The organism is Roseococcus sp. GW821-FHT12F05, assembly GCF_058806835.1.
In genome coordinates, this window is the sequence record NZ_JBXAQB010000003.1 from 640350 (window position 1) to 660843 (window position 20494).

Genomic DNA, 20494 nt, shown 5'->3' on the forward strand with positions numbered 1-20494 from the left:
GCCAGCAAGGACCGGAGGAGGAGAACGCCCATGGCGAGCACCATGTTCGACCGCATCTGGGACAGCCGCGTCATCGCCGATCTCGGCGAGGGCTGGTCGCTGCTTTATGTCGACCGCCTGCTGGTGCACGACCTCAGCGGCGGCCGTGCCATGCGCGAGCTCGCCGAGAAGGGGCGCCGCGTGGCCGAGCCGCAAAAGGTCTTCGCCGTGCCGGACCACGCCATCTCCAGCGCGCCCGGCCGCACGGAGCACAGCTTTCCCAAGGGCGCCAAGCTCCTCGCCTCGCTGCGCGAGCGCGCCGCGCATGAGGGCGTGCGCATCTTCGACATCGGCACGCCCGGCAACGGCATCGTCCATGTCGTCGCGCCCGAGCAGGGCATCGTGCTGCCCGGCCTGACGCTGGCCTGCGGCGACAGCCACACCTGCACCAATGGCGGCGTCGGCGCGATGGCCTTCGGCATCGGCTCCAGCGAGCTGGTGCATGCGCTCGCGACCCAGACGCTGCCGCAGCGCCGGCCCGGCACCTTTCGCATCCGCTATGAAGGTATCCGGCCCGCCGGCGTCACGGCGAAGGACATGATCCTCGCCGCCATCGGCCGCTTCGGCGCGGCGGCCGGCACCGGCATGGCGATGGAATATGCCGGCAGCGCCGTGCGGGCCATGAGCGTCGAGGAGCGGCTGACCCTCTGCAACCTCTCCATCGAGATGGGCGCCAGGACCGGCATGGTCGCGCCCGACGACACGACCTTCGAATACCTCTCCGGCCGCCCCTTCGCGCCGAAGGGCGCTGCCTGGGACGCCGCCATGGCCGACTGGCGCAAGGTCCCCTCCGATCCCGATGCCCGCTTCACGCGCGACGAGGTGATCGACATGGCCGATCTCGTCCCGCAGATCACCTGGGGCACCAGCCCGGAGATGGTGTCCGCCGTCACCGGACACGTCCCGTCCGTCGAGGACACGGTGCCCAGCCGCCGCGCCGGACTCGAGGCCGCCTTGCGCTACATGGGTCTGGAGCCGGGCCAGAGGATCGCGGGCACCAAGGTGGACTGGGTCTTCATCGGCAGCTGCACCAACTCCCGCATCTCCGATCTCCGTGCTGCCGCCGATGTCATCAAGGGCCGCAGGAAGGCCGAGCACGTCACCGCCTGGGTCGTCCCCGGCAGCGAGCAGGTGAAGGCCGAGGCCGAGGCGGAGGGCCTGCACCACCGCTTCACCGAGGCCGGCTTCGAATGGCGCGAGCCCGGCTGCGCGCTCTGCGTCGCGGCCAATGGCGAGACGGTGCCCTCCGGCGCGCGCTGCGTCTCCACCTCCAACCGCAACTTCGTGGGCCGTCAGGGCACGGGCGCGCGCACGCACCTGGCCTCGCCCGCCATGGCCGCGGCCGCCGCGCTGGCCGGCGCGATCGTCGACGTCAGGAGCTACTGAGATGCAGGCCTTTCGGACCGTCGAGGGCACCGCGATCCCTCTCATGGAAGCCAATGTCGATACCGACGTGATCATCCCCATCCAGCGCCTCGTCGGCTCCGGCCGCGACGGGCTGGGCGAATACGCCTTCGAGCGTCGGCGCTACCTGCCTGACCGCAGCGACAACCCGGACTTCATTCCGAACGGCGCGCCCTACAAGGGCAGCCCCATCATGCTGGCCGCCGAGAACTTCGGCTGCGGCTCCTCGCGCGAGGGCGCGGTCTGGGCGCTGATGGGCATGGGCATCCGCTGCGTCATCGCCCCCAGCTTCGGCGACATCTTCTTCGCGAACTGCTTCCAGAACGGCCTGTTGCCGGTGCGGCTGCCGATCGACGCCATCCGCCGCATCGCCGAGCAGACCGAGGAAAGCCCCGGCAACGCCCGCACCACCGTCGACCTCGAGCGCAAGGTGGTCATCACCCCGCGCGGCGAGACCATCCCCTTTGCCGTCGACGACCGCAAGCGCGAGGCCATGCTGGACGGGCTCGACGACATCTCCCTCACCATGAAGCACGCCGACGCCATCGCGGCCTGGCGCGACAAGGACAAGGCCAGCCGCGGCTGGGCCTGGGAGAGCGTCGCTTGAAGGTTCTGGTCCTGGCCGGCGACGGTGTCGGCCCCGAGGTCACCGCCGAGGCGGTGCGCGTGCTGCAGTGGTTCGGCCAGAACCGCAACCTCGACATCCGCCTGACCGAGCGCGACTTCGGCATGACCAATTGGCGCAGGCACGGCACGCTGATGCCCGACGAGACCTGGGAGCAGATCCGGGGCGCCGACGCCATCCTCTTCGGCGCCACGGGCAGCCTCGACCAGGCCGCGGTCATCCCGCCGGAGGAGCGCCGCAAGGGATCCCTGCTGCGCATGCGCAAGGGGCTCGACGTCTTCGCCAACATGCGCCCGGTGAAGATGCAGCCGGCGCTCACCGAGGGCAGCCCCTACAAGCCGCGCGTCACCGAGGGCGTGGACCTCGTCTTCGTGCGCGAGCTGACGGCGGGCATGTATTTCGGCACACCGCGCGGCGTGGAGACGCTGCCCGACGGCTCGCGCCGCGGCGTCAACACGCACACCTACACCGAGGCCGAGATCCGCCGCGCCGTGCGCTTCGCCTTCGAGCTCGCGCGCACGCGGCGCAACCACGTCACATCCGTGGACAAGGCCAACGTCATGGAATCCGGCGCGCTCTGGCGCGAGATCGCGGAGACCATCCACAAGGAGGAGTTCCCCGACGTCGGCTTCGAGCACATGCTGGCCGACAACTGCGCCATCCAGCTCGCCCGCAACCCAACCCGCTTCGACGTGCTGGTCACGGACAACCTCTTCGGCGACCTGCTGAGCGACGCGGCCGGCGCCATCATCGGCTCGCTCGGCATGCTGCCCTCGGCCTCGCTGTCGGAGCCGGACGCGAACGGCCGCCGGCGCGCTCTCTACGAGCCCATCCACGGCTCGGCGCCGGATATCGCGGGGAAGGGGATCGCGAACCCGCTGGGCTCCATTCTCTCGGTCTCGATGATGCTGCGCTGGAGCGCGAACCGGCCGGAGGACGCGGCGCATCTGGAGAAGGCGGTGGAAGCCGCGCTGGCCCAGGGCGCGCGCACGGCCGATATCGCGGCGCCGGGGGAGACGGCTATCTCGACGAAGGCCATGGGAGATGCGGTGATCGCGGCGCTATAGCTTTGCGAGACGGCGCTGCCCTCTCGCGTTGTCTCCGCTCCGCGGCCAACCCCGCCAGGGCTTTGTGCCCTTGTATCTTGCTGGTGCGTGATCGGTTTTTTGTGGCCTGATCGGCGCTCGGCCGGCATCCCGTTTTGCCCTGGGGCGTGAGAGCCCGTGGTCCAGCCTGGGAGCCGGCCGGTTGTCATGGTCGTGAACCCGAACAGTCGCCAGGGGCGGTCTGCCTCGCAGCACGATCCCGCATCGCCAGGCAAAACTCAGCCAACCCGCATCAAGCCAACGCTTGACACTCAAGACAGTCGCTGGACCCTTTTACTGATGAAGGTGCAGGGAACGTGTTCCCTGGTTGGGGGTTAGCCGCGAAGCGGAGGCAACGAGGGGGCAAAGCCCCCCTCAAGGCGCAGCCTGCTACCCTCGCATCCGTGCCCCGGCCGCCTGGATGATGGCGCCGTAGCTGGCCGTCTCGCGCGCGAGGTAGGCCGCCGCGGCCGCCGGCGGTGACGGCTCGGCGGGATCCAGCCCGGACTGGATCAGCCGCTCCTTCGTCGGCGCGTCGGTCAGCGTGGCGGCCATTGCGGCGGACCAGGAGGCCTGCACCTCGGGCGTCATGCCCGGCGGTCCCAGCAGCATGTACCAGGTGATCAGGTCGAAATCGGGAAAGCCGGATTCCGCCATGGTGGGCACCGCGGGAAACGACGTCGCGCGCGCCTGGCCGCTCACCGCGATCGCCCGCAGCGTGCCACCGCGCAGATGCCCCGCCGCGCTGGACAGCACCGAGAAGCCGAAGCCGCACTCGTTCTTGAGCACCGCCTCCAGCATCTGGCCGCCGCTGCGGTAGGGAACGTGCGTGACCGTCGGATCGCCGCCGGCCCGCTGCAGGAAGAGCTCGGCCGCCAGCTGCGGCGTGGAGCCGATGCCCGAGGAGGCATAGGCCGCGCGCCCTCCCTGCGCCCGGATCCAGGCCACCAGCCCGGCCACGTCCCGCGCGGGATGGTCGGGCGCGACCATCAGCACCATCGGCGTCGTGCCCCAGATGGTCAGCGGCGTGAAATCCTCGGTGGGGCGATAGGTGACGGTGTCCGGCTGCACCATCGGCGCGATCACCAGCGAGGAGGGATCGGCGATGATGACCGTGTGCCCGTCGGGCGACTGGCGGCGGAGCCAGGCCAGCGCCAATGCGCCGCCGGCGCCCGGGCGGTTCTCGACCACCACAGTCTGGCCCAGCGCCTGGGAAAGGCGCGGGGCAGCGATGCGCGCCGCGATATCGGAGGAGCCACCGGCCGCGAAGCCGTTGACCAGCGTGACGACCCGGTCGGGGAAGGCGGCCCAGGCCGTGCCGGGCAGCAGGGCCGGCGCGGCAAAGGGCAGGGCGCCCAGCAGGGCGCGGCGGGTGGGTCTGATCATTCTCGGCGGAATCCTTGTCTGGACCGTGTCTCGCCGGCGTCCTCCCGCCCAGGATGCCACCCGCGCGTCCCCGCGGCTAGCGTTTGCGCACGAACTCCGTGCGCAGGACCAGGCCCTTGATCGTGTCGTGGCGGCAGTCGATCTCCTCGGCATTGTCCGTGAGCCGGATCGAGCGGATGACCGTGCCCTGCTTCAGGGTCTGGTTGGCGCCCTTCACCTTCAGGTCCTTGATGAGGGTGACGGAATCGCCATCGGCGAGGAGGTTTCCGGAGGCGTCTCGGACCTCGAACCGGTCGGCCGCGGCGGCGGCGGCGGCTTCTCCGGCCGGGCGCCATTCCCCCGTCACTTCGTCATAGACGTACTCGTCGTCGGCCATATTCGCCTCTCATGGACATGGGGAGCCCTGCTCCCGATCCGCTCTGTCTAGCAGTTTGCCGAAGAGACACGCAGAGGCCCCGACCGATGTCGCGAGCCAGGTGTTTCACCTCCGCAGCACGGGCGGTCTCATGGCGCGGATCTCGAAAACCTTCCGGCTGATGCGGCGCATGATCCGCTTGCAGGCCTCGACGTTCAGACTGGCCTCGCGGCCTCGGCAGGCCGTGTCCAGGCCCGCCCCCGAAGCGCCCCCGCCGGTCGATCGCGTGACTGAGCTTCGCCGCTTCGGCTCGAATCCGGGAGGGCTGCGCATGTTCGTCTACGTGCCGCCGGGCATGCCCGAGGGCGCGCCCCTGGTCGTCGTGCTCCATGGCTGCGGGCAGGAGGCCGGCCCTTTCGCCGGGGACGCCGGATGGATCGCATGGGCGCGGCGGCAGGGAATCCCGCTGCTGCTGCCGGAGCAGGTGGTCGCGAACAACCGGCAGCGCTGCTTCAACTGGTATCGTCCGGGCGACGTCCAGGGCGCCGGCGAGACCTTGTCCATCCGGCAGATGATCCGCGAGGCCGCGAAGCGGTTCGCCTCCAACCGCCGGCGCATCTTCATCGTCGGCCTGTCCGCCGGCGGCGCGATGTCCGGCGCCATGCTCGCGGCCTATCCCACCCTCTTCGCGGGCGGGGCGATCGTGGCCGGCATGCCCGTCGGCGCCGCGAGCGGCTCGCTCATGGCGCTGCATCGCATGCATCGCGCCGATCCCCTGGGGAGCCGGGCCGCGCTCGTCGCCGCCGTGCAGGCCGCCTCGCCCCTCCGCAAGGAACGCCAATGGCCGCGCATCTCCATCTGGCAGGGCGGCGCGGACCGGACCGTGGATCCCGCCAATGCCGGGCTGCTCGCGGCTCAGTGGAGCGGAGCGCAGGGGCTGGAGATGGAGCCCAGCTCGGATTTCGAGCTTTCTCCGGGGGTTCGGCGCCGGGCCTGGGGCTCCCGATCGCGCGAGCGTGTCGAGGTGTGGACCCTGGGCGGTCTTGCGCATGGCTATCCGATCCATGCGGCGATGGATGGCGGCCGGCCCGGACCTTGGGTGCTGGAGGCCGGGATCTCGGCGACATCACGTATCGCCGCATTCTGGGGTCTCGGAGGCTAGATCCCCATCTCCGGCAGGGTCTTCAGCTCCACGCCGGCCTCCAGCAGCGCCTTCCGCACCGCCGTGCCGACCACCTCCGCGGTCGGCTCGTCGGCATGCAGGCACATGGAATGCACCTCCACCGGAATGCGCTTGCCGCCGCGGGTGAGGATCACCTTGTCCACCACCATCGCCACGGCCTGCCGCGCCGCGACTGCGGGATCCTTGTGCACGGCGTCGGTGTTGAAGCGCGAGGTGATGTTGCCGTCGTCGTCGTACATGCGGTCGATATAGCCCTCGACCGCGAAGCGCAGCCCGTGGGCATGCGCCGCCTTTTCGATGTGCGAATGCGCGAGGCCGACATAGATCAGGTCGCGGTCCACGCCCTTCACGCCGCGCGCCATCGCATCCGCCACGTCGGGGTCGACGATGCCGACATTGTGCAGCGCGCCGTGCGGCTTCACATGCGTCACCTTGGCGCCGTGCATCGCCGCGATGCCCATCAGCGCGCCGATCTGGTAGGCGACCATGTATTCGATGTCGCGTGGGTTCATCTTCATCGCGCGGCGGCCGAAGCCCCAGATGTCGTTGTAGCCGGGATGTGCGCCGATCGAGACGCCGTTCCTGAGCGCCAGCGCCACCGTCTCGTGCATCACGGTGGGGTCGCCCGCGCTCATCCCGCAGGCGATGTTGGCGGAGTTGATCAGAGGCATCACCGCGGGGTCGTTGCCCTTGTGCCAGGCGCCGAAGCTCTCGCCGATATCGGCGTTGATGTTCACTGCAGGCAAGTGTCTCTCCTTACGCGGCCTGGCGGGTCAGCGCCGCGGCGATGTGCTCGGCCGGATAGGCGCCGCTGAACAGCACGCGCCCGTCGACGGCGAAGCTGGGAACGCCGGAAATGCCGATCTTGCGGAAATAGGCGTCCTCGGCGCGGACCTCTTCGGCCAGCTCGTCGCTCGCCAGGAAGGCGGCGGCATCGAGATCGAGCGTGGCGGCGACTTCGGCCAGGATGGCGAGGTCGCCGATGTCCTTGCCGTCGTGGAAATAGGCGCGGAACAGCGCTTCCGCCATCTCGTGCTGCCGCGGGCCGGCCCATTGCAGCAGCCGGTGTGCGTTGATGGTGTTGGGCGTCCGCAGCATGAGGTCGTGGTGGAACTCCAGCCCGACGTTACGGCCGGCCTGCGCGACATTGGCGTCGAGCTCCGCGCCCTTCGTGACGCTGCCGAATTTCTGGGCCCGGTAGGTGGCGCGCTCCACGCCTTCGGGCGGCATGTCCGGATTGAGCTGAAAGGGGCGCCAGTGGACGCTGAACTCGGCCGCGGCCGGGCCGATCAGGGCCAGCGCGGCGTCCAGATTGGTCTTGCCGATCCAGCACCAGGGGCAGATGGCGTCGGAGATGACGTCGATGCGGCGTGTGGGTTCCATGGTCCGCTCCTTGTCCTGCGTGCCAGTCTGCGCCATTCGGGGAATCTAGGGTAGCGGGGTAGCCGATGCGGACTCAGGTCGGGATCATCGGGGCTGGGCCGGCGGGGCTGCTGCTGGCGCATTTGCTGCACCGCGTCGGCATCGACAGCGTGGTGCTGGAGGACCGCTCGCGCCCCTACATCGAGGGCCGCATCCGGGCTGGGCTCCTGGAACAGGGGGCTGTGGACACGCTGGTCGAGGCCGGCCTCGGCGACCGACTGCTGCGCGAGGGCCTGGCGCATGACGGGCTGGAGCTGCGCTTTGACGGCGGCTCCCACCGCATCGATCTGCAGGGGCTGACGGGCAAGCGCGTCACCATCTACGGCCAGCAGGAGGCGGTGAAGGACATGGTCGCCGCCCAGCTGGAAACGGGGCGCCCGCTCCATTTCGAGGTGGAGGATGTCGCGCTGCACGACATCGCCACCGACCATCCGCGAATCACCTGGAAGAAGGACGGCCTGGCGCAGGAGCTGCATTGCGACGTCATCGCCGGCTGCGACGGTTTTCATGGCCCTTCGCGCGAGGCCATGCCGCCGGAGGTGCTGCGCATCTACGAGCGCGTCTATCCCTTCGCTTGGCTCGGCATCCTGGCCGAGGCGCCGCCCATCAGCCACGAGCTGATCTACGCCCGCCATGCCGACGGCTTTGCCCTGGCCACCATGCGCAGCAGCATCCTCTCGCGCCTCTACCTGCAATGCGCGCCGGACGAGGACCTCGCCCTGTGGCCGGACGAGCGCATCTGGGAAGCGCTACAGACCCGCCTCGGCGCCGTGAACGAGGGGAAAATCATCCAGAAGGGCGTCACGGGCATGCGCAGCTTCGTGGCCGAGCCCATGCGTCACGGCCGCCTTTTCCTGGCCGGTGACGCCGCGCATATCGTCCCGCCGACCGGCGCCAAGGGCATGAACCTCGCCGTGGCAGATGTCCGCGTGCTGGCGGCGGCGCTCACCGCCTTCTACGCCCGCGGTGATACTGCCCTGATGGACCGCTATAGCGAGATCTGCCTCAAGCGGGTCTGGAAGGTGCAGCGCTTCTCCTGGTGGATGACCTCGATGCTGCACCGCTACAGCGGCGACGACCCCTTCGAGCATCGCGTGCAGGTCGCCGAGCTCGACTACCTCGTTCACTCCGAGGCCGCGCGCACGGCGCTGGCCGAGCAATATGTGGGACTGCCCTATGACATTTGATCGCCTGAAACTCGGCATCATCGGCGTCGGCATCATGGGCGAGCGGCTCATGCGCGCGGCGCTGGCGCATGATGGCACCGAGGTCGTGGCCGTGTGGGATCCGTCGCCCGCGGCGGTGGAGCGGCTGGCCGGGATCACCGGCGATATCGCGATGAGTGGTTCGGTGGAGCAGGTCATCGCTGCGGCCGATGCGGTCTATGTCGCCTCGCCGCCGGACTCGCACATCGCCCTCGGCAAGGCCGCGCTGGCGGCCGGCAAGGCGTTGTTCCTGGAGAAGCCGCTGGCCTCCGACGTTCCCGCCGCGCGCGAATTCGTGGCCGGCGCCAGGGGACAGCGCGCCGCGGTGAATTTCCCCATGGCCTCCTCGCCGACCATCGCGCAGCTGCGCCGCTGGCGCCCGGAGATCGGCCGGATCGAGCGCGTCGAGATCAAGGCTGACTTCGCGGGATGGCCGCGTGGCTGGCAGAAGGGCGCGGCCTCCTGGCTGTCCAAGCGGGCGGATGGCGGCTTCACGCGCGAGGTCGTCTCGCACTTCCTCTTCCTGACCCAGCGCTGGGGCGGCCCGCTCCGCCTGGCCGAGGCGAGCGTGACCTACCCGCCAGGCGACGGCTCCGAGACCGCCATCTCCGCCCGCCTCTGGGCCGGAGACGTGCCGGTATCGCTGACCGGCGGCGTCGGCACCACCACGGCGGACGAGCACAACCTCACCACCATCATCGGCAGCAAGGGCCAGCTGCGGCTGCGCGACTGGTCCTATGCCGAGAAGCTGGATGCCGACGGCCAGTGGCGCGCGGCACCCGACGCCATGCCGAATGCCGAGATGCGCCCGCTGACCCTGGCGGGCCAGCTGGACAAGCTCGCGGCACTCACGCGCGGCGAGGAGACGGAGCTGGCCAGCCTCGCCGAGGCACTGTCCATCATGGAGGCGGTGGAAGGCATTCTCGCCTCATGACTTCGGTCTGAGCAGCAGCATCAGGCTTCCTCCCGCCACCAGCCCCCAGAAGGCCGGCCCGATCCCGCCCACGCTGAGGCCGGAGGCGGTAACGACGAAGGTCACGATGGCCGGGATGCGCATCGCCTCGTTCCCGAGCGCGATGGACAGCGCCCCGGCCAGCGAGGCCAGCAGCGCCAGCCCGGCCACGGCCTGGATCAGCAGGGGCGGCGCCGCCGCGACCACGCTCGCCGCCACGCCCGAGATCAGCGCGAAGCCGAGATAGCCGAGGCTCGCGAAGACGCCGGCGATCCAGCGCCGCTGCGGGTCCGGATGCGCCTCGGGCCCGGCGCAGAGCGCCGCCGTGATGGCCGCGAGGTTGACCAGCTGCCCCCCGAAGAAGCCGCCGAGAAAGCTGCCCGCGCCCGTCGCCAGGAACACCGGCCGCATCCGGATGTGGTAACCATTGGCGGAAAGCACCGCGAAGCCCGGCAGGTTCTGTGAGGCCATGGTCACCAGGAAGAGCGGCAGCGCGATCCCCACCATCGCGCCCGCATGGAAGCTCGGCGTGACCCAGCTGAGCTCCGGTGCCTGCCAGGTGCCGCCGCCGGGCAGGCCCGGCCCCGTCACCAGCGCCACCACGGCGACTGCGACCGCCGCCGGCACCGCCCAGAGCCGGTGGACCCGCAGCATCAGCGCCCAGGCCAGCACCACCGGCAGCGCGAGCCAGGGCAGCGTGCCCACCGCGCGCACCGGCGCGAGGCAGAGGTCCAGCAGCACGCCCGCCAGCATGGCGGCCGCGATGGCGGGCGGGATGCGCTCCACCGCCCGCGCGAAGGGCCGCCACAGCCCGGCCAGGATCAGCAGCAGCGAGGCCGCGAGGAAGGCGCCCACCGCCGCCGGGAAGCCGCCCTCCGGCGCGCCGCTCGTCGCCAGCAGCGCGGCGCCGGGCGTGGACCAGGCGATGGAGATCGGCATGCGCCAGACGATCGAGAAGGCGCCGCCCAGCAGCCCCATCAGCAGGCATAGCACCACGAGCCCCGAGGCCGCCTGCTCGGGCGTCGCGCCCATGGCCGAGAATCCCTGCAGCACCACGGCGAAGGAGGAGGCGAAGCCGACGAAGGCCGCCAGGAGGCCCAGAAGGACGGGCTGCAGCATGATTCAGGATTTCCGGTTGGCGAGACGGCTCTACGGCATTTTGGCGCGCCCTGGGAGGGGCTTCGCCCCTCCCAGACCCACCCCACCAAAGGCCGAAAGGCCCTTGGAACCTAACAGTTTAAGGGTCCAGGGCCAAAAGCCCTGGCGGGTGGAGTTTGAGGAGGGCAGAGCCCTCCTCAATCCACCCCTATGGCGCCAGCCGGATGCGCCCCGCGGTCTCCGCGGGCTCGCGCGGGATCTGGCGCAGGCGGCCCTCATGCCAGCTCCCCAGCAGGTCGCCCCAATGGCCGGAGAGCGGGTTGCCCGACTGCCCCGTGGCGATCACCGCGTAGATCCCGTCGGGCGTGGAGAGGTCCGCCACCATCCGCAGCCCCGCTCCGTGCACCGCGTCGAAGCCGCCGGCGCCGCCGCGCGGCCCCTGCCGCTGCACGGTCTGGTCGTCGCCCGACGCTGGCACGGCCAGCTCGATCGCCCGGTTCAGCCCAGGGATCATGCGCAGCAGCGGATGCTCGAAGACGGCCCGGTGCACGGCGCCCCAGCGCCAGGCCGTCGGGTCCGCGCCATGGGTCTGCGCCAGCTCGGCCACCACCTCCGCCATGGCCAGCGCCGCCATGGCCCGGCAGTCGCCGCCGCACCACCAGCCGGCATCGGGGTCGAGCAGCAGGAAGCGCAGGAATTCCGGGCTGCCCGGCGCGCTGGGGATGCCGGCGCGCCGCAGCGCCAGCGCCGGCATGCGGCGCATGAAGGCGTTCCAGATCAGCGGCTGTGGCAGGTCCTCGCGGATCTCGCCGTCCCAGTCCGCCAGCAGCGCCTGCGCCTGGCCCAGCGCGCCCGTGCCGCGGGGCAGGGCGTTCAGCACCGGCAGCGCCTCGCGCGCCAGCAGGGAGACCGCGTCCATCTGGATGGCGGCGAAGCGGTCCTCGTCGCGCGGCGCGGGCTCGGCCAGCAGCTGGTGGATGCGCCGGAAGCGCCAGTCGCCATACCACTCGCGCGAGAGGAAGACGGGATGGTCCGGCGGGCTGACGCGGTTGTTGGCGTTCACCAGCAGGCCGCTCTCGGGGTTCTCGACATGCGGCAGCTCGTCGAAGGGCAGGAAGCCGGTCCAGGGCGTGGAGCCCGGCACGCTGCCGTCGCCCGCGCCGCGGATGGGCGTGCGTCCCGTGAGGTACATGGCGATCCCGCCCGCGCGGTCCGCCACCATCATGTTCTGCGGCGGCGAGGTGATGAGCGCCGCGGCGGCCCGGGCATCGGCGATGCTCCGCCCGCGGTTCAGCGCGAGGAAGCCGGCGGCGGCCGTGTCGTTCGGCTCGAGGTTGGCCATGTGCACGGCCAGCACTTCGCCGTCGGTGCGCGGCATCTCGTCGAGGTCGGAGATGACGGGGCCGTTGGCGGTCTCGCGCACCTCCATCGTGACGTCCGGCTCGCCACGGACGTGGATGATCTCGGTCCTGACCACGCGCGCCGCGCTCTCCGGCTCCCGGAAGACGTCCTGCGTGTCGGAATGGGTGGTGGTGAAGCCCCAGGCGAGGTCGGCGTTGCGGCCGATCAGCACCAGCGGCACGCCCGGCACCGTCCCGCCCGCGAGGAAGCGCCCGTCCGGCAGCTCGATCCGCGCCAGGTACCAGAGGATCGGCGCGCCGTAGCCGAGATGCGGGTCGGAGGCGAGTATCGGCGCACCGGCGGCCCCCCGCGCCACGGCCCAGGCGTTGGAGGCCGTGTCGGGCAGAGGGGCGTCCTCGCCGAAGACCGGGATCGCCGCCAGCATCCGGTCCAGCCCGGACAGCGCGGCGACGTCGGGCCGGCCGGCGCTGCGGTCGGCCGGCCAGAGGTCCCACAGCCGCTCGGCCGGCAGCGCGCCGGCGAGCCGCGCGCGCTCCAGCTCGGTGCGCCAGTTGTTGGACAGCCAGAGCCCCATCACCTTGGCCCAGAGCAGGGAATGCGCGGGCTGCCAGTATTCCGGCGTGCCGAGGGCCAGGAACTCGGGCGCCGAGAAGCGGCCGCGCTCGCCGATCCAGGCGTTCACGCCGATGGCATAGGCCTCCAGCATGCCGCGCGTGTCGGCATCCAGCGCCGCGTAGTCGGCCTCGGCGCGCTGGGCGAGGCCGAGCAGCCGGACGAAGCGGTCGTTGCGGAGCGTGGCGCTGCCGGCGATCTCGGACAGCCGGCCCTGCGCGCCGCGGCGCATCATCTCCATCTGGAACAGGCGGTCCCGCGCATGCAGGAAGCCGATGGCGATGGCGGCATCCCGCTCGGTTCGGGCACGGATTCGGGGGATGCCAGCTTCGTCCAGGGCGATTGTCACCGGGGCCGAGAGGCCGGCGATTTGCAGCTCCATGTTGTCGGAGGGGATGGTCCGCCAGATCGCCGTGGCGCCCACCAGCAGCACGGCGACCACTAGGAGCCAGAAGCCCGCGATCAGCCGGCGCCACCAGCCGGATCTGCGGCGCCGGCGCACCATCTATTCTGGCTCGATGCCCGCGCCGCGGATCATCTCGCCCCAGGCGGCGATCTGGCGCTGGATGAACTCGCCGAGCTCCGCGGGGGTGGAGGTGCCGCCGTCGAAGCCCATCTCGGCCATGCGCGCGCGGTATTCGGGACGCGCGCCGATGCGCTGCATGGCCTCGCCCAGCGTCGTCGTGACCTCGGGCGGCAGGCGGGCGGGGCCGAAGAGGGCGGCGAAGCTCAGCAGGTCGAAGCCCGCCAGCCCCTGCTCGGCCAGCGTCGGCGCGTCGGGCACCAGGGCCGAGCGCGCGGCATTGGTGATGCCGAGCGGCCGCAGCCGCCCCTCGCGCACATGGCCCATCGACGGCGTCAGGTCGATCACGATGCTGGAGACGCGCCCGGCGATGACGTCGGTGATGGCCGGCGGCGTGGAGCGGTAGGGCACGTGCAGCATCTCGACGCCGGAGAGGCGCGCGATGGTGGCGCCGGCCACGATGCCCGTGCCGTTGCCGCTGGCGTAGCTGATCTGCCCCGGGTTCGCGCGGGCGAGGGCGATGAACTCCTGGAAGGAGCGCGCCGGGACCTCAGCGTTGACCGTCAGCCAGAAGATGTAGTTGCCGAGCTTGCTGAGCGGCGTGAAGTCCGCGATCGGGTCGTAGTCCAGCCGCTTCAGCAGCCAGGGATTGGCGGCGTGCGTGGTGTTCGTGGTGATGAAGAGCGTATGACCGTCGGCCGGGCTGCGCATCACCGCCGTCGCGGCGATGGTGCCGTTGGCGCCGGCGCGGTTCTCCACGGTGATATTGGCGCCGCCGAGCTCGGCCGAGAGCATCTGCGCCACCACGCGCGCCACCGAATCCGTCCCGGAGCCGGCCGCGAAGGGCACGATGATGTTGATCGGGCGGCTCGGGCGCCACGCGCCCTGGGCGAAGGCGCCGGAGGCGAGGAAGGGCGTGGCGAGGATGGCGCGGCGCTGCATGGTCATGTCTCTCCCGATCGGCGGGCCGCTTGGACGCGGCCTTCGCCATTGGGACGAGTATAGATGACCAAAGTCTTGAGGCGTACGTCGCCCATAGGGACGACGCGGGCCATCAGGCGGTTTCCATCTCGGCCACGGCCAGGATGGTCGCAAGGCTCGCGCGCATGCCGCGCAGCGAGCCCTCGATCTCCACGTCGATCCACTCCTCCAGCGAATGCGCCCGCCCGCCCTTGCCGCCGGAGCCGATGCGCAGGGCCGGAATGCCGAGGCTCATCGGGATATTGGCGTCGGTGGAGGACCATTCGAAGGAGGGCGTGTACCCCTCCGCCGCCACCGCGGACGCGGCCAGCCGCGCGATCGGCGTGCCGTTGGGCGTGTGCCCGGCCGGCCGGTCGCCGACGCGGATCAGCTCCACCGTGATGGTGCCGTCGCGCGCCGCGTTCTCGGCTGCCACGGCGGCGTCCACGCCGGCCAGAAACGCCTTGTCCAGCCTGTTCAGCTCGTCCAGCGAGGCGGAGCGGAGGTCCACCTCCATGGTCACCGTCTCGGGGATGGCGTTGATCGAGGTGCCGCCGCCGACCACGCTGACGCAATGCGTCGTCACCGGCTCGCGCGGCACCTGGATCGCCGCCAGCGTCCGCGCCGCCTCGGCCATGGCGTACATGGGGTTCACCATCCCGAAGGCCGCGAAGCTGTGCCCGCCCGGCCCCTTGAACACCACGCGGTAGCGCCGCGAGCCGATGCCGCCGGTCACGATCCGGTCCACTTCCGGGCTGTCCACCGTGAAGAAGGCGCGGATGCGCTCGCGCTTCGGGTGGCTGGCGAAGAGGTGGCGGATGCCGCGCAGGTCGCCCAGCCCCTCCTCGCCGACATCGCCGACGAAGAGGATGTCGTGCCGCGTGCGGATGCCCGCCGCATCCATGGCACGCAGGAAGCCGAGATTCACGGCAAGGCTGCGCGTGTCGTCGCCCACGCCCGGCGCGAAGAGCCTGGTGCCCTCGCGTCGGACGCGCACATCCGTGCCGGCCGGGAAGACGGTGTCGAGATGCGCGGCGACGACGATGATGTCGCCATTGCCGAAGCCCCGGCGCAGGCCGAAGACGTTGCCGACCTCGTCCTGGCTGACCTCCTCCAGCCCATGGGCTTTCAGCATCTCCAGATAGGCGGCGGCCCGCTTCTCCTCGCCGAAGGGCGGGGACGGGATCTCCGTCAGGGCGATGATGTCGCCCACGATGCGGTCGTGCTCGGCCCGCATGGTGTCGCAGGCCGACCTGTACTTCTGGTCCGCCCGGATGGCGGCGATGGTCTCCTCGGTGGTCATCAGACGATCTTGTTCACCAGGTCCGTCCGGCCGCCCTTCAGCCGGTCGATGTTCTCCATCATGATGTCGAGCACATTGTCCTCGAAGGCGCAGGTCTCGCCGCCCGTATGCGGGGCGAGGAAGGCGTTGGGCAGGGTCCAGAGCGGCGAATCCTGCGGCAGCGGCTCCACCGCCATCACGTCGAGGCCCGCACCCTTGATGCGGCCCGACTGCAGCGCCTCGATCAGGGCCTCCTCGTCCACCACCTTGCCGCGTGCGCAGTTCACGAGATAGGCGGTGGGCTTCATCAGCGCGAAGGCGCTGGCGTCGATGAGGTTCGTCGTCTCTGGCGTCAGCGGGCAGACCAGGACCACGAAATCGGCGCGGGGCAGGAGGCTGGGCAGCTCGGAGGTCGCATGCACCTCGTCGGCGCCCGCGGCACCGGAGGCCGGATTCGCGCGGATGCCGATGACCGTCATCTCGAAGGCCTTGAGCAGCTTGATCAGCCGGACGCCGATATTGCCCATGCCCACGACGATGGCCGTCTTGCCGGCCAGCTCGTCCTCGCGGATGGCAAAGTCGCCCTTCATGCCCGCCCAGTGCTTCCGGTGCTGGTCGTCGCGCGCGACGAAGAGCCGGCGCACCATGCCCAGCATCAGCCCGACCGCATGCTCGCTCACCGCCGCGGCATTGGCGCCGGCCGCGTTGCAGAGGGTGATGCCGTGCTGCTTCAGCACCCCGCGGTCGAAGGCGTCGGTGCCGGAGGACAGCGCCTGCACATACTTCAGCCGGGGCGCGAGCTCGGGCAGGCTGTTGCGCCAGAAGCCGCTGCAGACCAGCACGTCGGCCTCGCCGGCCCGGGCCTGGAGCTCCTCCAGCGTGCGCACCTCGAAGGAGGGGTAGGGACCGCCGCGCTCGGCGAAGCGGTCGCCGTTGCGGTAGACGACATGGGCGAAGCAGATCGTAGGCGTATCAGGAAAGGAACTCACGCAGCAGCCTCCTCGAGGAACACCTGCACCGCCTGGAAGAGGGCGCCGCGGTTGCGCTCCATCCACATCCCATGCGTGCCTTCGCCCAGCAGCACCAGCCGCTTGCCCGGCGAGGCCGTGAGCAGCGGGAAGAGCGTCTGCGCCATGTAGGGCGGCGTGTCCTGGTCCCATTCGCCGAGGACCAGCAGCGTCGGCGCGGTGATTTTTCCCGGCTCGTAGAAGGGCTTGCCGGCGGACCAGAACTCGCGGCCATCGGCGGTGCTGCCGTTGGGCGCGCGCAGCGCGGGCGGGTTGCGGCGCAGGCCCTCGGGGTCGGTCGCCCAGGTGACGCCGGCCCAGTGCTCGAACCAGCCGGCCGGCACGAGGGCGGCGCGCGCCGCCTCGGGCACGCCGGCGCCGCGGCGCTCGCGCGCGGCCTGCTGCGTCACGTAGCGATAGGCGCCGAGCTCGCCGCCGGGATCGGCCAGCGAGGCCGTCTGCCGCAGCCAGACCGGCGCGTAGAGGACCAGCCGCTCGACCACCGCGGGGTTGTCGGCCGCGAAGCGGCCCATCAGCGCCGTGCCCCAGGAATAGCCGAGATGGATGCATTTCGGGATGGAGCGGCGGCCGCGCACGAAGGCGGAGACGGCCGCGATGTCGAGGACCGCCGTCTCGCCGCGCACGATCGGCGGGTTGGCCTCGGGCGGCTGGGACATCTCGGGCGGGCGGGTCGAGCGGCCATAGCCGCGGATGTCCATGCACCAGACGTCGAAGCCGCGGCCGGCGATGTAGTCCATCCAGGACAGCCCGCCGAGCGGCAGGTCGAAGGCGGTGTGCGCGGGGTAGGTCGCGCCATGCACCATGATGAGCGTGCGTCCCGGCGAGAAGGAGGTCATGGTCTCCGGCCGCTTGTTGCGGACGAAGATCTCGATGCCAGGGCTGGCCTCGCCAGCGGGCACCATGAACTCCTCGGTGAGGATGCGCGGCGCCTGCGCTTGCGCCTGCGAGGTCAGGAGCACGGGCGCGGCGAGGCCAGGGGTGAGGATCGGGGCGGCAAGCAATGCGCGGCGTTGCATGGAAATCTCCCTGGGGTTGGGCGCAGACTAGCCAAGGGCGCGGGGTTCCGCGAGGGGTGGGCCCCGGCGACGTTGCGGGGCCGCATCATCGCTCGCAGCGGATGAAGAGGGTGCTGCGGTGGATGATCTCGCCGATATCCGGCGCGCTGCGCTCCGGCCCGGTGCTCTCGGCCGTCCGCGCGTTCACACCGGCACGGCGGAGAAAGCCCAGCGCCGCCTGGCCCTGCACCGCGAAATTCACATTCTGGGCGATGTCGCCGGTCCGGCGGCTCACGGCCTGGGCGTTCAGCTTGGAGACGACCACGCCCACGATGTTGCCCTGCATATCCACCAGCGGCCCGCCGGAATTGCCCGGCTGGACCTCGGCGCTGATCTGGTACTGGTTCGGGTTGTCGCCGATGCCGCGCAGGCCGTTGACCTCGCCGCGCGTGAGCTTGGGGTCGGAGCTGAGCAGGCCCGCCAGCGGGAAGCCGTAGGCCACCACCCCCTCGCCGCGGCGGATGGCGGGCGCGGTGCGGAAGGCGACGGCGGGGCCGACGAGGCCAGGCACGTTCAGCACCGCGACGTCCAGCGCCGCGTCCATCCGCGCCGGCGGCACGGCGGCCAGCCAATGGCCGGTGGGTGTGCGCAGGATGATGCGATTGCAGTTGTCCACCACGTGGTGGTTGGTCATCACGCGCCCGTCCGCCACCAGGAAGCCGGTGCCGGTGGAGACCGTCCTCGCCTGGGCATTGGGCGGCGCCTGCTGCGTGCCGGGGGCGGGGCCAGCCAGCGGGCCGGAGGTGGGCTGCCGCGCCGCCGCCGGCGCGGGCGGCCGGGCATTGGCGAGTTCGATGTTGCGATTCGCGCAGATGTCGTGGTCGCGCAACAGCACCTCGCGCGTGTCCGACAGCACGAGGCGCAAATCAAAGCGGCAGCCGGCATCGGCATTGGGGGTCACGCGGAAACCGCCGCCGTCGGTCAGCGGCCGGTCGGGGCGCAGGAGGTTGCCGCCCCAGTCGCCCTGGCCGCCTCGGGGGCTGCGCACCGCGAAGAGCTGGGTGGCGTCGGCGCCCGTCCGGTTGACGACCCGGAATCCCGGAGGCTCGGCAGCCCCCTGCGCCAGCGCGGGGGATGCCAGCGCCAGGCCGAGGAGGATCGCGAAAAGGAGGGAACGCATGGAAGAGATGTGCGCGAGGCTTTGCGCCAGAGCAAGGTGCTTCCTATTTGACGTTCCTATGATGAGGGCTCCGGCGCGGACCTCATGGCGAATGACAGGCGGCACCCTTTTCCGATCCCTTCCCGGCCGGCGACTCGGCGCGCCGTGGCCGCGGGCGGAACGCGCCGCAAAAAAATCGCCAAATCTCAATCCGGCCGCCACCGGACCGGCCCTTGCCGCGTTTGGGAAGCTGACCCTGTGATGGCAGGAGACCGTGGCATCGGCCCCTGCACGGCCGCGAGGGGCCCCGCGGATGGGTATGGCGACCTCGGCAATTCGGAGGACGAAGCATGAATATCGGTGAGGCGGCCGCAGCAAGCGGCGTCAGCGCCAAGATGATCCGGCACTACGAGACCCTCGGGCTGATCCAGCCCCAGCGGCGGAAGAACAACTACCGGGCCTATACCGAGCAGAACGTGGCGGTGCTGCGCTTCATCCGGCATGCGCGGGACCTGGCCTTCCCGCTCTCCGAGGTGAAGCGGCTGCTGGGCCTCTGGCGCGACGACACCCGCCAGAGCGCGGAGGTGCGCCGCATCGCGCTCAGCCATGTGGAGGCGCTGGAGGAGAAGGCCCGCTCGCTGCGGGCCGTGGCGGATTCGCTGCGGCACCTCGCGCGGAACTGCCAGGGCAACGACCGGCCGGAATGCCCCATCCTGGAGCACATGGAAGGCAAGGCGGATGTCCACCATCCTTGAGGTGGCAGTGGAGGGCATGGCCTGCCGGCTCGCCCGCGAGGCACTGGTCCTGGCGGTCGAGGCGCGCGATCCCGCCGCCGTCGTGACGGTCGACCCCGCGAGCGGCCATGTCTGCGCGGATACGAGGCTGGACCTGGAGACGCTCCTCCTTGCCATCGAGGCGTCCGGGTTGAAGCCCGTCATCCCGGCATGAAAAAGGCCCGGCGGATCGCTCCGCCGGGCCTCGTTTCGTGGATCAGGTCCTGATCAGTCCCGGCGGACGCCCATGAACTGCAGCAGGAACTGGAACAGGTTGATGAAGTTCAGGTAAAGGCCCAGCGCGTCCATCACGCTGCGCTTGCCCGCCTCCTCCGTGCCCTCGGCATAGGAGTACTCGATGTAGTCGTTCTTGATCCGCTGCGTGTCATAGGCCGTGAGGCCGCAGAAGATCAGGACGCCCAGGATCGAGACCATGAAGGCCACGGCCGGCGACTGCAGGAAGATGTTGACCAGCGAGGCCAGGATGATGCCGATCAGCCCCATCATCAGGAAGCTGCCCATCTTCGTCAGGTCGGTCTTCGTCGTGTAGCCGATCAGGCTCATCGCGGCGAACATGCCGGCCGTGATGAAGAAGGTGCTGGCGATCGACGTCGCGGTGTAGACGATGAAGATGTTCGCCATGCTGGCGCCCATCACCGCGCAGAAGGTCCAGAACAGCGCCTGCACCGTCGTCTTGCTCATCCGGTTGATGCCGAAGGAGAGCGCGAGCACGAAGGCCAGCGGCGCGAAGATCGCGACGTAGCCGAGGATGGTCGGCGCCGTCGCGTAGCCGCGGGGCGTGCGGACGACGGTGAAGAACAACTCCTGCACCGCAGGCACGTTCGCGATCATGTAGGCGACGATGCCGGTCAGCAGCAGGCCGGACGCCATCCAGTTGTAGACGCGCAGCATGTAGGCGCGCAGGCCGGCGTCGAGCGAGGCGGCATCCACGCCAGCCGTGCGGCCCCAGCCTTGCGGCGTGGCCCCTTGGGGCTGCGTCCACCGCGATTCGGGTTGGAAAGCCATGAAGTGATATCCTCCAAAAG

At 70.6% G+C, this 20494-nt stretch carries 20 protein-coding genes; 8 read left to right on the plus strand and 12 right to left on the minus strand.

The genetic code is table 11. From position 1 onward, the window contains the following. The first annotated feature begins 30 nt into the window (after positions 1-30). The 3 genes from leuC to leuB are packed head-to-tail and all read left to right on the plus strand — an operon-like array spanning position 31 to position 3135. Positions 31-1425 carry a 3-isopropylmalate dehydratase large subunit gene (gene leuC / locus AC1ROY_RS11425; protein ID WP_493148928.1) on the plus strand — a complete coding sequence of 465 codons (1395 nt, stop codon included), beginning with the start codon at positions 31-33 and terminating at the stop codon, positions 1423-1425. Position 1426: 1 nt separating this feature from the next. Continuing rightward, positions 1427-2050, plus strand: coding sequence for a 3-isopropylmalate dehydratase small subunit (gene leuD, locus AC1ROY_RS11430; protein ID WP_493148929.1), 624 nt, complete (start codon positions 1427-1429; stop codon positions 2048-2050). Then, positions 2047-3135, plus strand: a complete 1089-nt coding sequence (gene leuB / locus AC1ROY_RS11435) for a 3-isopropylmalate dehydrogenase (protein ID WP_493148930.1) — start codon at positions 2047-2049, stop codon at positions 3133-3135. The genes leuD and leuB overlap by 4 nt, the downstream gene beginning before the upstream one ends. A 408-nt stretch (positions 3136-3543) precedes the next feature. Here the strand turns inward: leuB and AC1ROY_RS11440 are convergent, their stop codons facing one another. Together AC1ROY_RS11440 and AC1ROY_RS11445 are read right to left on the minus strand one after the other, a co-directional pair. Next, the gene (locus AC1ROY_RS11440) at positions 3544-4539 is read right to left on the minus strand and encodes a Bug family tripartite tricarboxylate transporter substrate binding protein (RefSeq protein ID WP_493148931.1); all 996 of its coding nucleotides are present in this window, start codon (positions 4537-4539) and stop codon (positions 3544-3546) included. Between the two features lie 76 nt (positions 4540-4615). Continuing rightward, positions 4616-4915, minus strand: coding sequence for an alkylphosphonate utilization protein (locus AC1ROY_RS11445; protein WP_493148932.1), 300 nt, complete (start codon positions 4913-4915; stop codon positions 4616-4618). A 265-nt stretch (positions 4916-5180) separates the two neighbouring features. Between AC1ROY_RS11445 and AC1ROY_RS11450 the strand changes: the two genes are divergently transcribed. Then, a complete protein-coding gene (locus AC1ROY_RS11450) occupies positions 5181-6056 on the plus strand; it encodes an extracellular catalytic domain type 1 short-chain-length polyhydroxyalkanoate depolymerase (protein WP_493148933.1) in 876 nt (291 codons plus the stop codon). Here the strand turns inward: AC1ROY_RS11450 and AC1ROY_RS11455 are convergent. Further along, positions 6053-6814, minus strand: coding sequence for a LamB/YcsF family protein (locus AC1ROY_RS11455; protein ID WP_493149026.1), 762 nt, complete (start codon positions 6812-6814; stop codon positions 6053-6055). The two genes, AC1ROY_RS11450 and AC1ROY_RS11455, sit on opposite strands and share 4 nt — an antisense overlap. Positions 6815-6833: 19 nt before the next feature. Beyond that, positions 6834-7460, minus strand: a complete 627-nt coding sequence (locus AC1ROY_RS11460) for a DsbA family oxidoreductase (RefSeq protein ID WP_493148934.1) — start codon at positions 7458-7460, stop codon at positions 6834-6836. Between the two features lie 65 nt (positions 7461-7525). On the opposite strand from AC1ROY_RS11460, the gene pobA reads away from it, so the two are divergent. Together pobA and AC1ROY_RS11470 are read left to right on the plus strand one after the other, a co-directional pair. Next, complete coding sequence (gene pobA, locus AC1ROY_RS11465; protein WP_493148935.1) at positions 7526-8686, plus strand: 4-hydroxybenzoate 3-monooxygenase; 1161 nt, start codon at positions 7526-7528, stop codon at positions 8684-8686. Continuing rightward, on the plus strand, positions 8676-9638 hold the full coding sequence (locus AC1ROY_RS11470) for a Gfo/Idh/MocA family protein (protein WP_493148936.1): 963 nt from the start codon (positions 8676-8678) through the stop codon (positions 9636-9638). The genes pobA and AC1ROY_RS11470 overlap by 11 nt, the downstream gene beginning before the upstream one ends. Here the strand turns inward: AC1ROY_RS11470 and AC1ROY_RS11475 are convergent. The 7 genes from AC1ROY_RS11475 to AC1ROY_RS11505 form a co-directional block, all read right to left on the minus strand. Continuing rightward, positions 9633-10775, minus strand: a complete 1143-nt coding sequence (locus AC1ROY_RS11475) for a benzoate/H(+) symporter BenE family transporter (protein ID WP_493148937.1) — start codon at positions 10773-10775, stop codon at positions 9633-9635. The genes AC1ROY_RS11470 and AC1ROY_RS11475 overlap by 6 nt on opposite strands. 187 nt (positions 10776-10962) lie before the next feature. Further along, positions 10963-13233 (minus strand): penicillin acylase family protein, encoded by a 2271-nt coding sequence (locus AC1ROY_RS11480; protein WP_493148938.1) that lies wholly within the window; start codon positions 13231-13233, stop codon positions 10963-10965. Beyond that, positions 13234-14199 carry a Bug family tripartite tricarboxylate transporter substrate binding protein gene (locus tag AC1ROY_RS11485; protein WP_493148939.1) on the minus strand — a complete coding sequence of 322 codons (966 nt, stop codon included), beginning with the start codon at positions 14197-14199 and terminating at the stop codon, positions 13234-13236. Positions 14200-14305: 106 nt separating this feature from the next. Next, positions 14306-15514, minus strand: coding sequence for a M20/M25/M40 family metallo-hydrolase (locus tag AC1ROY_RS11490; protein WP_493148940.1), 1209 nt, complete (start codon positions 15512-15514; stop codon positions 14306-14308). Then, positions 15514-16482 (minus strand): D-2-hydroxyacid dehydrogenase, encoded by a 969-nt coding sequence (locus tag AC1ROY_RS11495; protein ID WP_493148941.1) that lies wholly within the window; start codon positions 16480-16482, stop codon positions 15514-15516. Before AC1ROY_RS11495 ends, AC1ROY_RS11490 begins: the two co-directional genes overlap by 1 nt. Beyond that, on the minus strand, positions 16479-17537 hold the full coding sequence (locus AC1ROY_RS11500; protein WP_493148942.1) for an alpha/beta hydrolase: 1059 nt from the start codon (positions 17535-17537) through the stop codon (positions 16479-16481). Before AC1ROY_RS11500 ends, AC1ROY_RS11495 begins: the two co-directional genes overlap by 4 nt. Positions 17538-17622: 85 nt before the next feature. Then, a complete protein-coding gene (locus AC1ROY_RS11505; protein WP_493148943.1) occupies positions 17623-18696 on the minus strand; it encodes a trypsin-like peptidase domain-containing protein in 1074 nt (357 codons plus the stop codon). Positions 18697-19025: 329 nt separating this feature from the next. On the opposite strand from AC1ROY_RS11505, the gene AC1ROY_RS11510 reads away from it, so the two are divergent. Next, the gene (locus AC1ROY_RS11510) at positions 19026-19430 is read left to right on the plus strand and encodes a MerR family transcriptional regulator (protein WP_493148944.1); all 405 of its coding nucleotides are present in this window, start codon (positions 19026-19028) and stop codon (positions 19428-19430) included. Next, complete coding sequence (locus AC1ROY_RS11515; protein ID WP_493148945.1) at positions 19414-19623, plus strand: hypothetical protein; 210 nt, start codon at positions 19414-19416, stop codon at positions 19621-19623. Before AC1ROY_RS11510 ends, AC1ROY_RS11515 begins: the two co-directional genes overlap by 17 nt. A 53-nt stretch (positions 19624-19676) precedes the next feature. On the opposite strand, the gene AC1ROY_RS11520 is transcribed toward AC1ROY_RS11515, so the two are convergent. Next, positions 19677-20474 carry a Bax inhibitor-1/YccA family protein gene (locus AC1ROY_RS11520; protein ID WP_493148946.1) on the minus strand — a complete coding sequence of 266 codons (798 nt, stop codon included), beginning with the start codon at positions 20472-20474 and terminating at the stop codon, positions 19677-19679. Positions 20475-20494 lie beyond the last annotated feature (20 nt).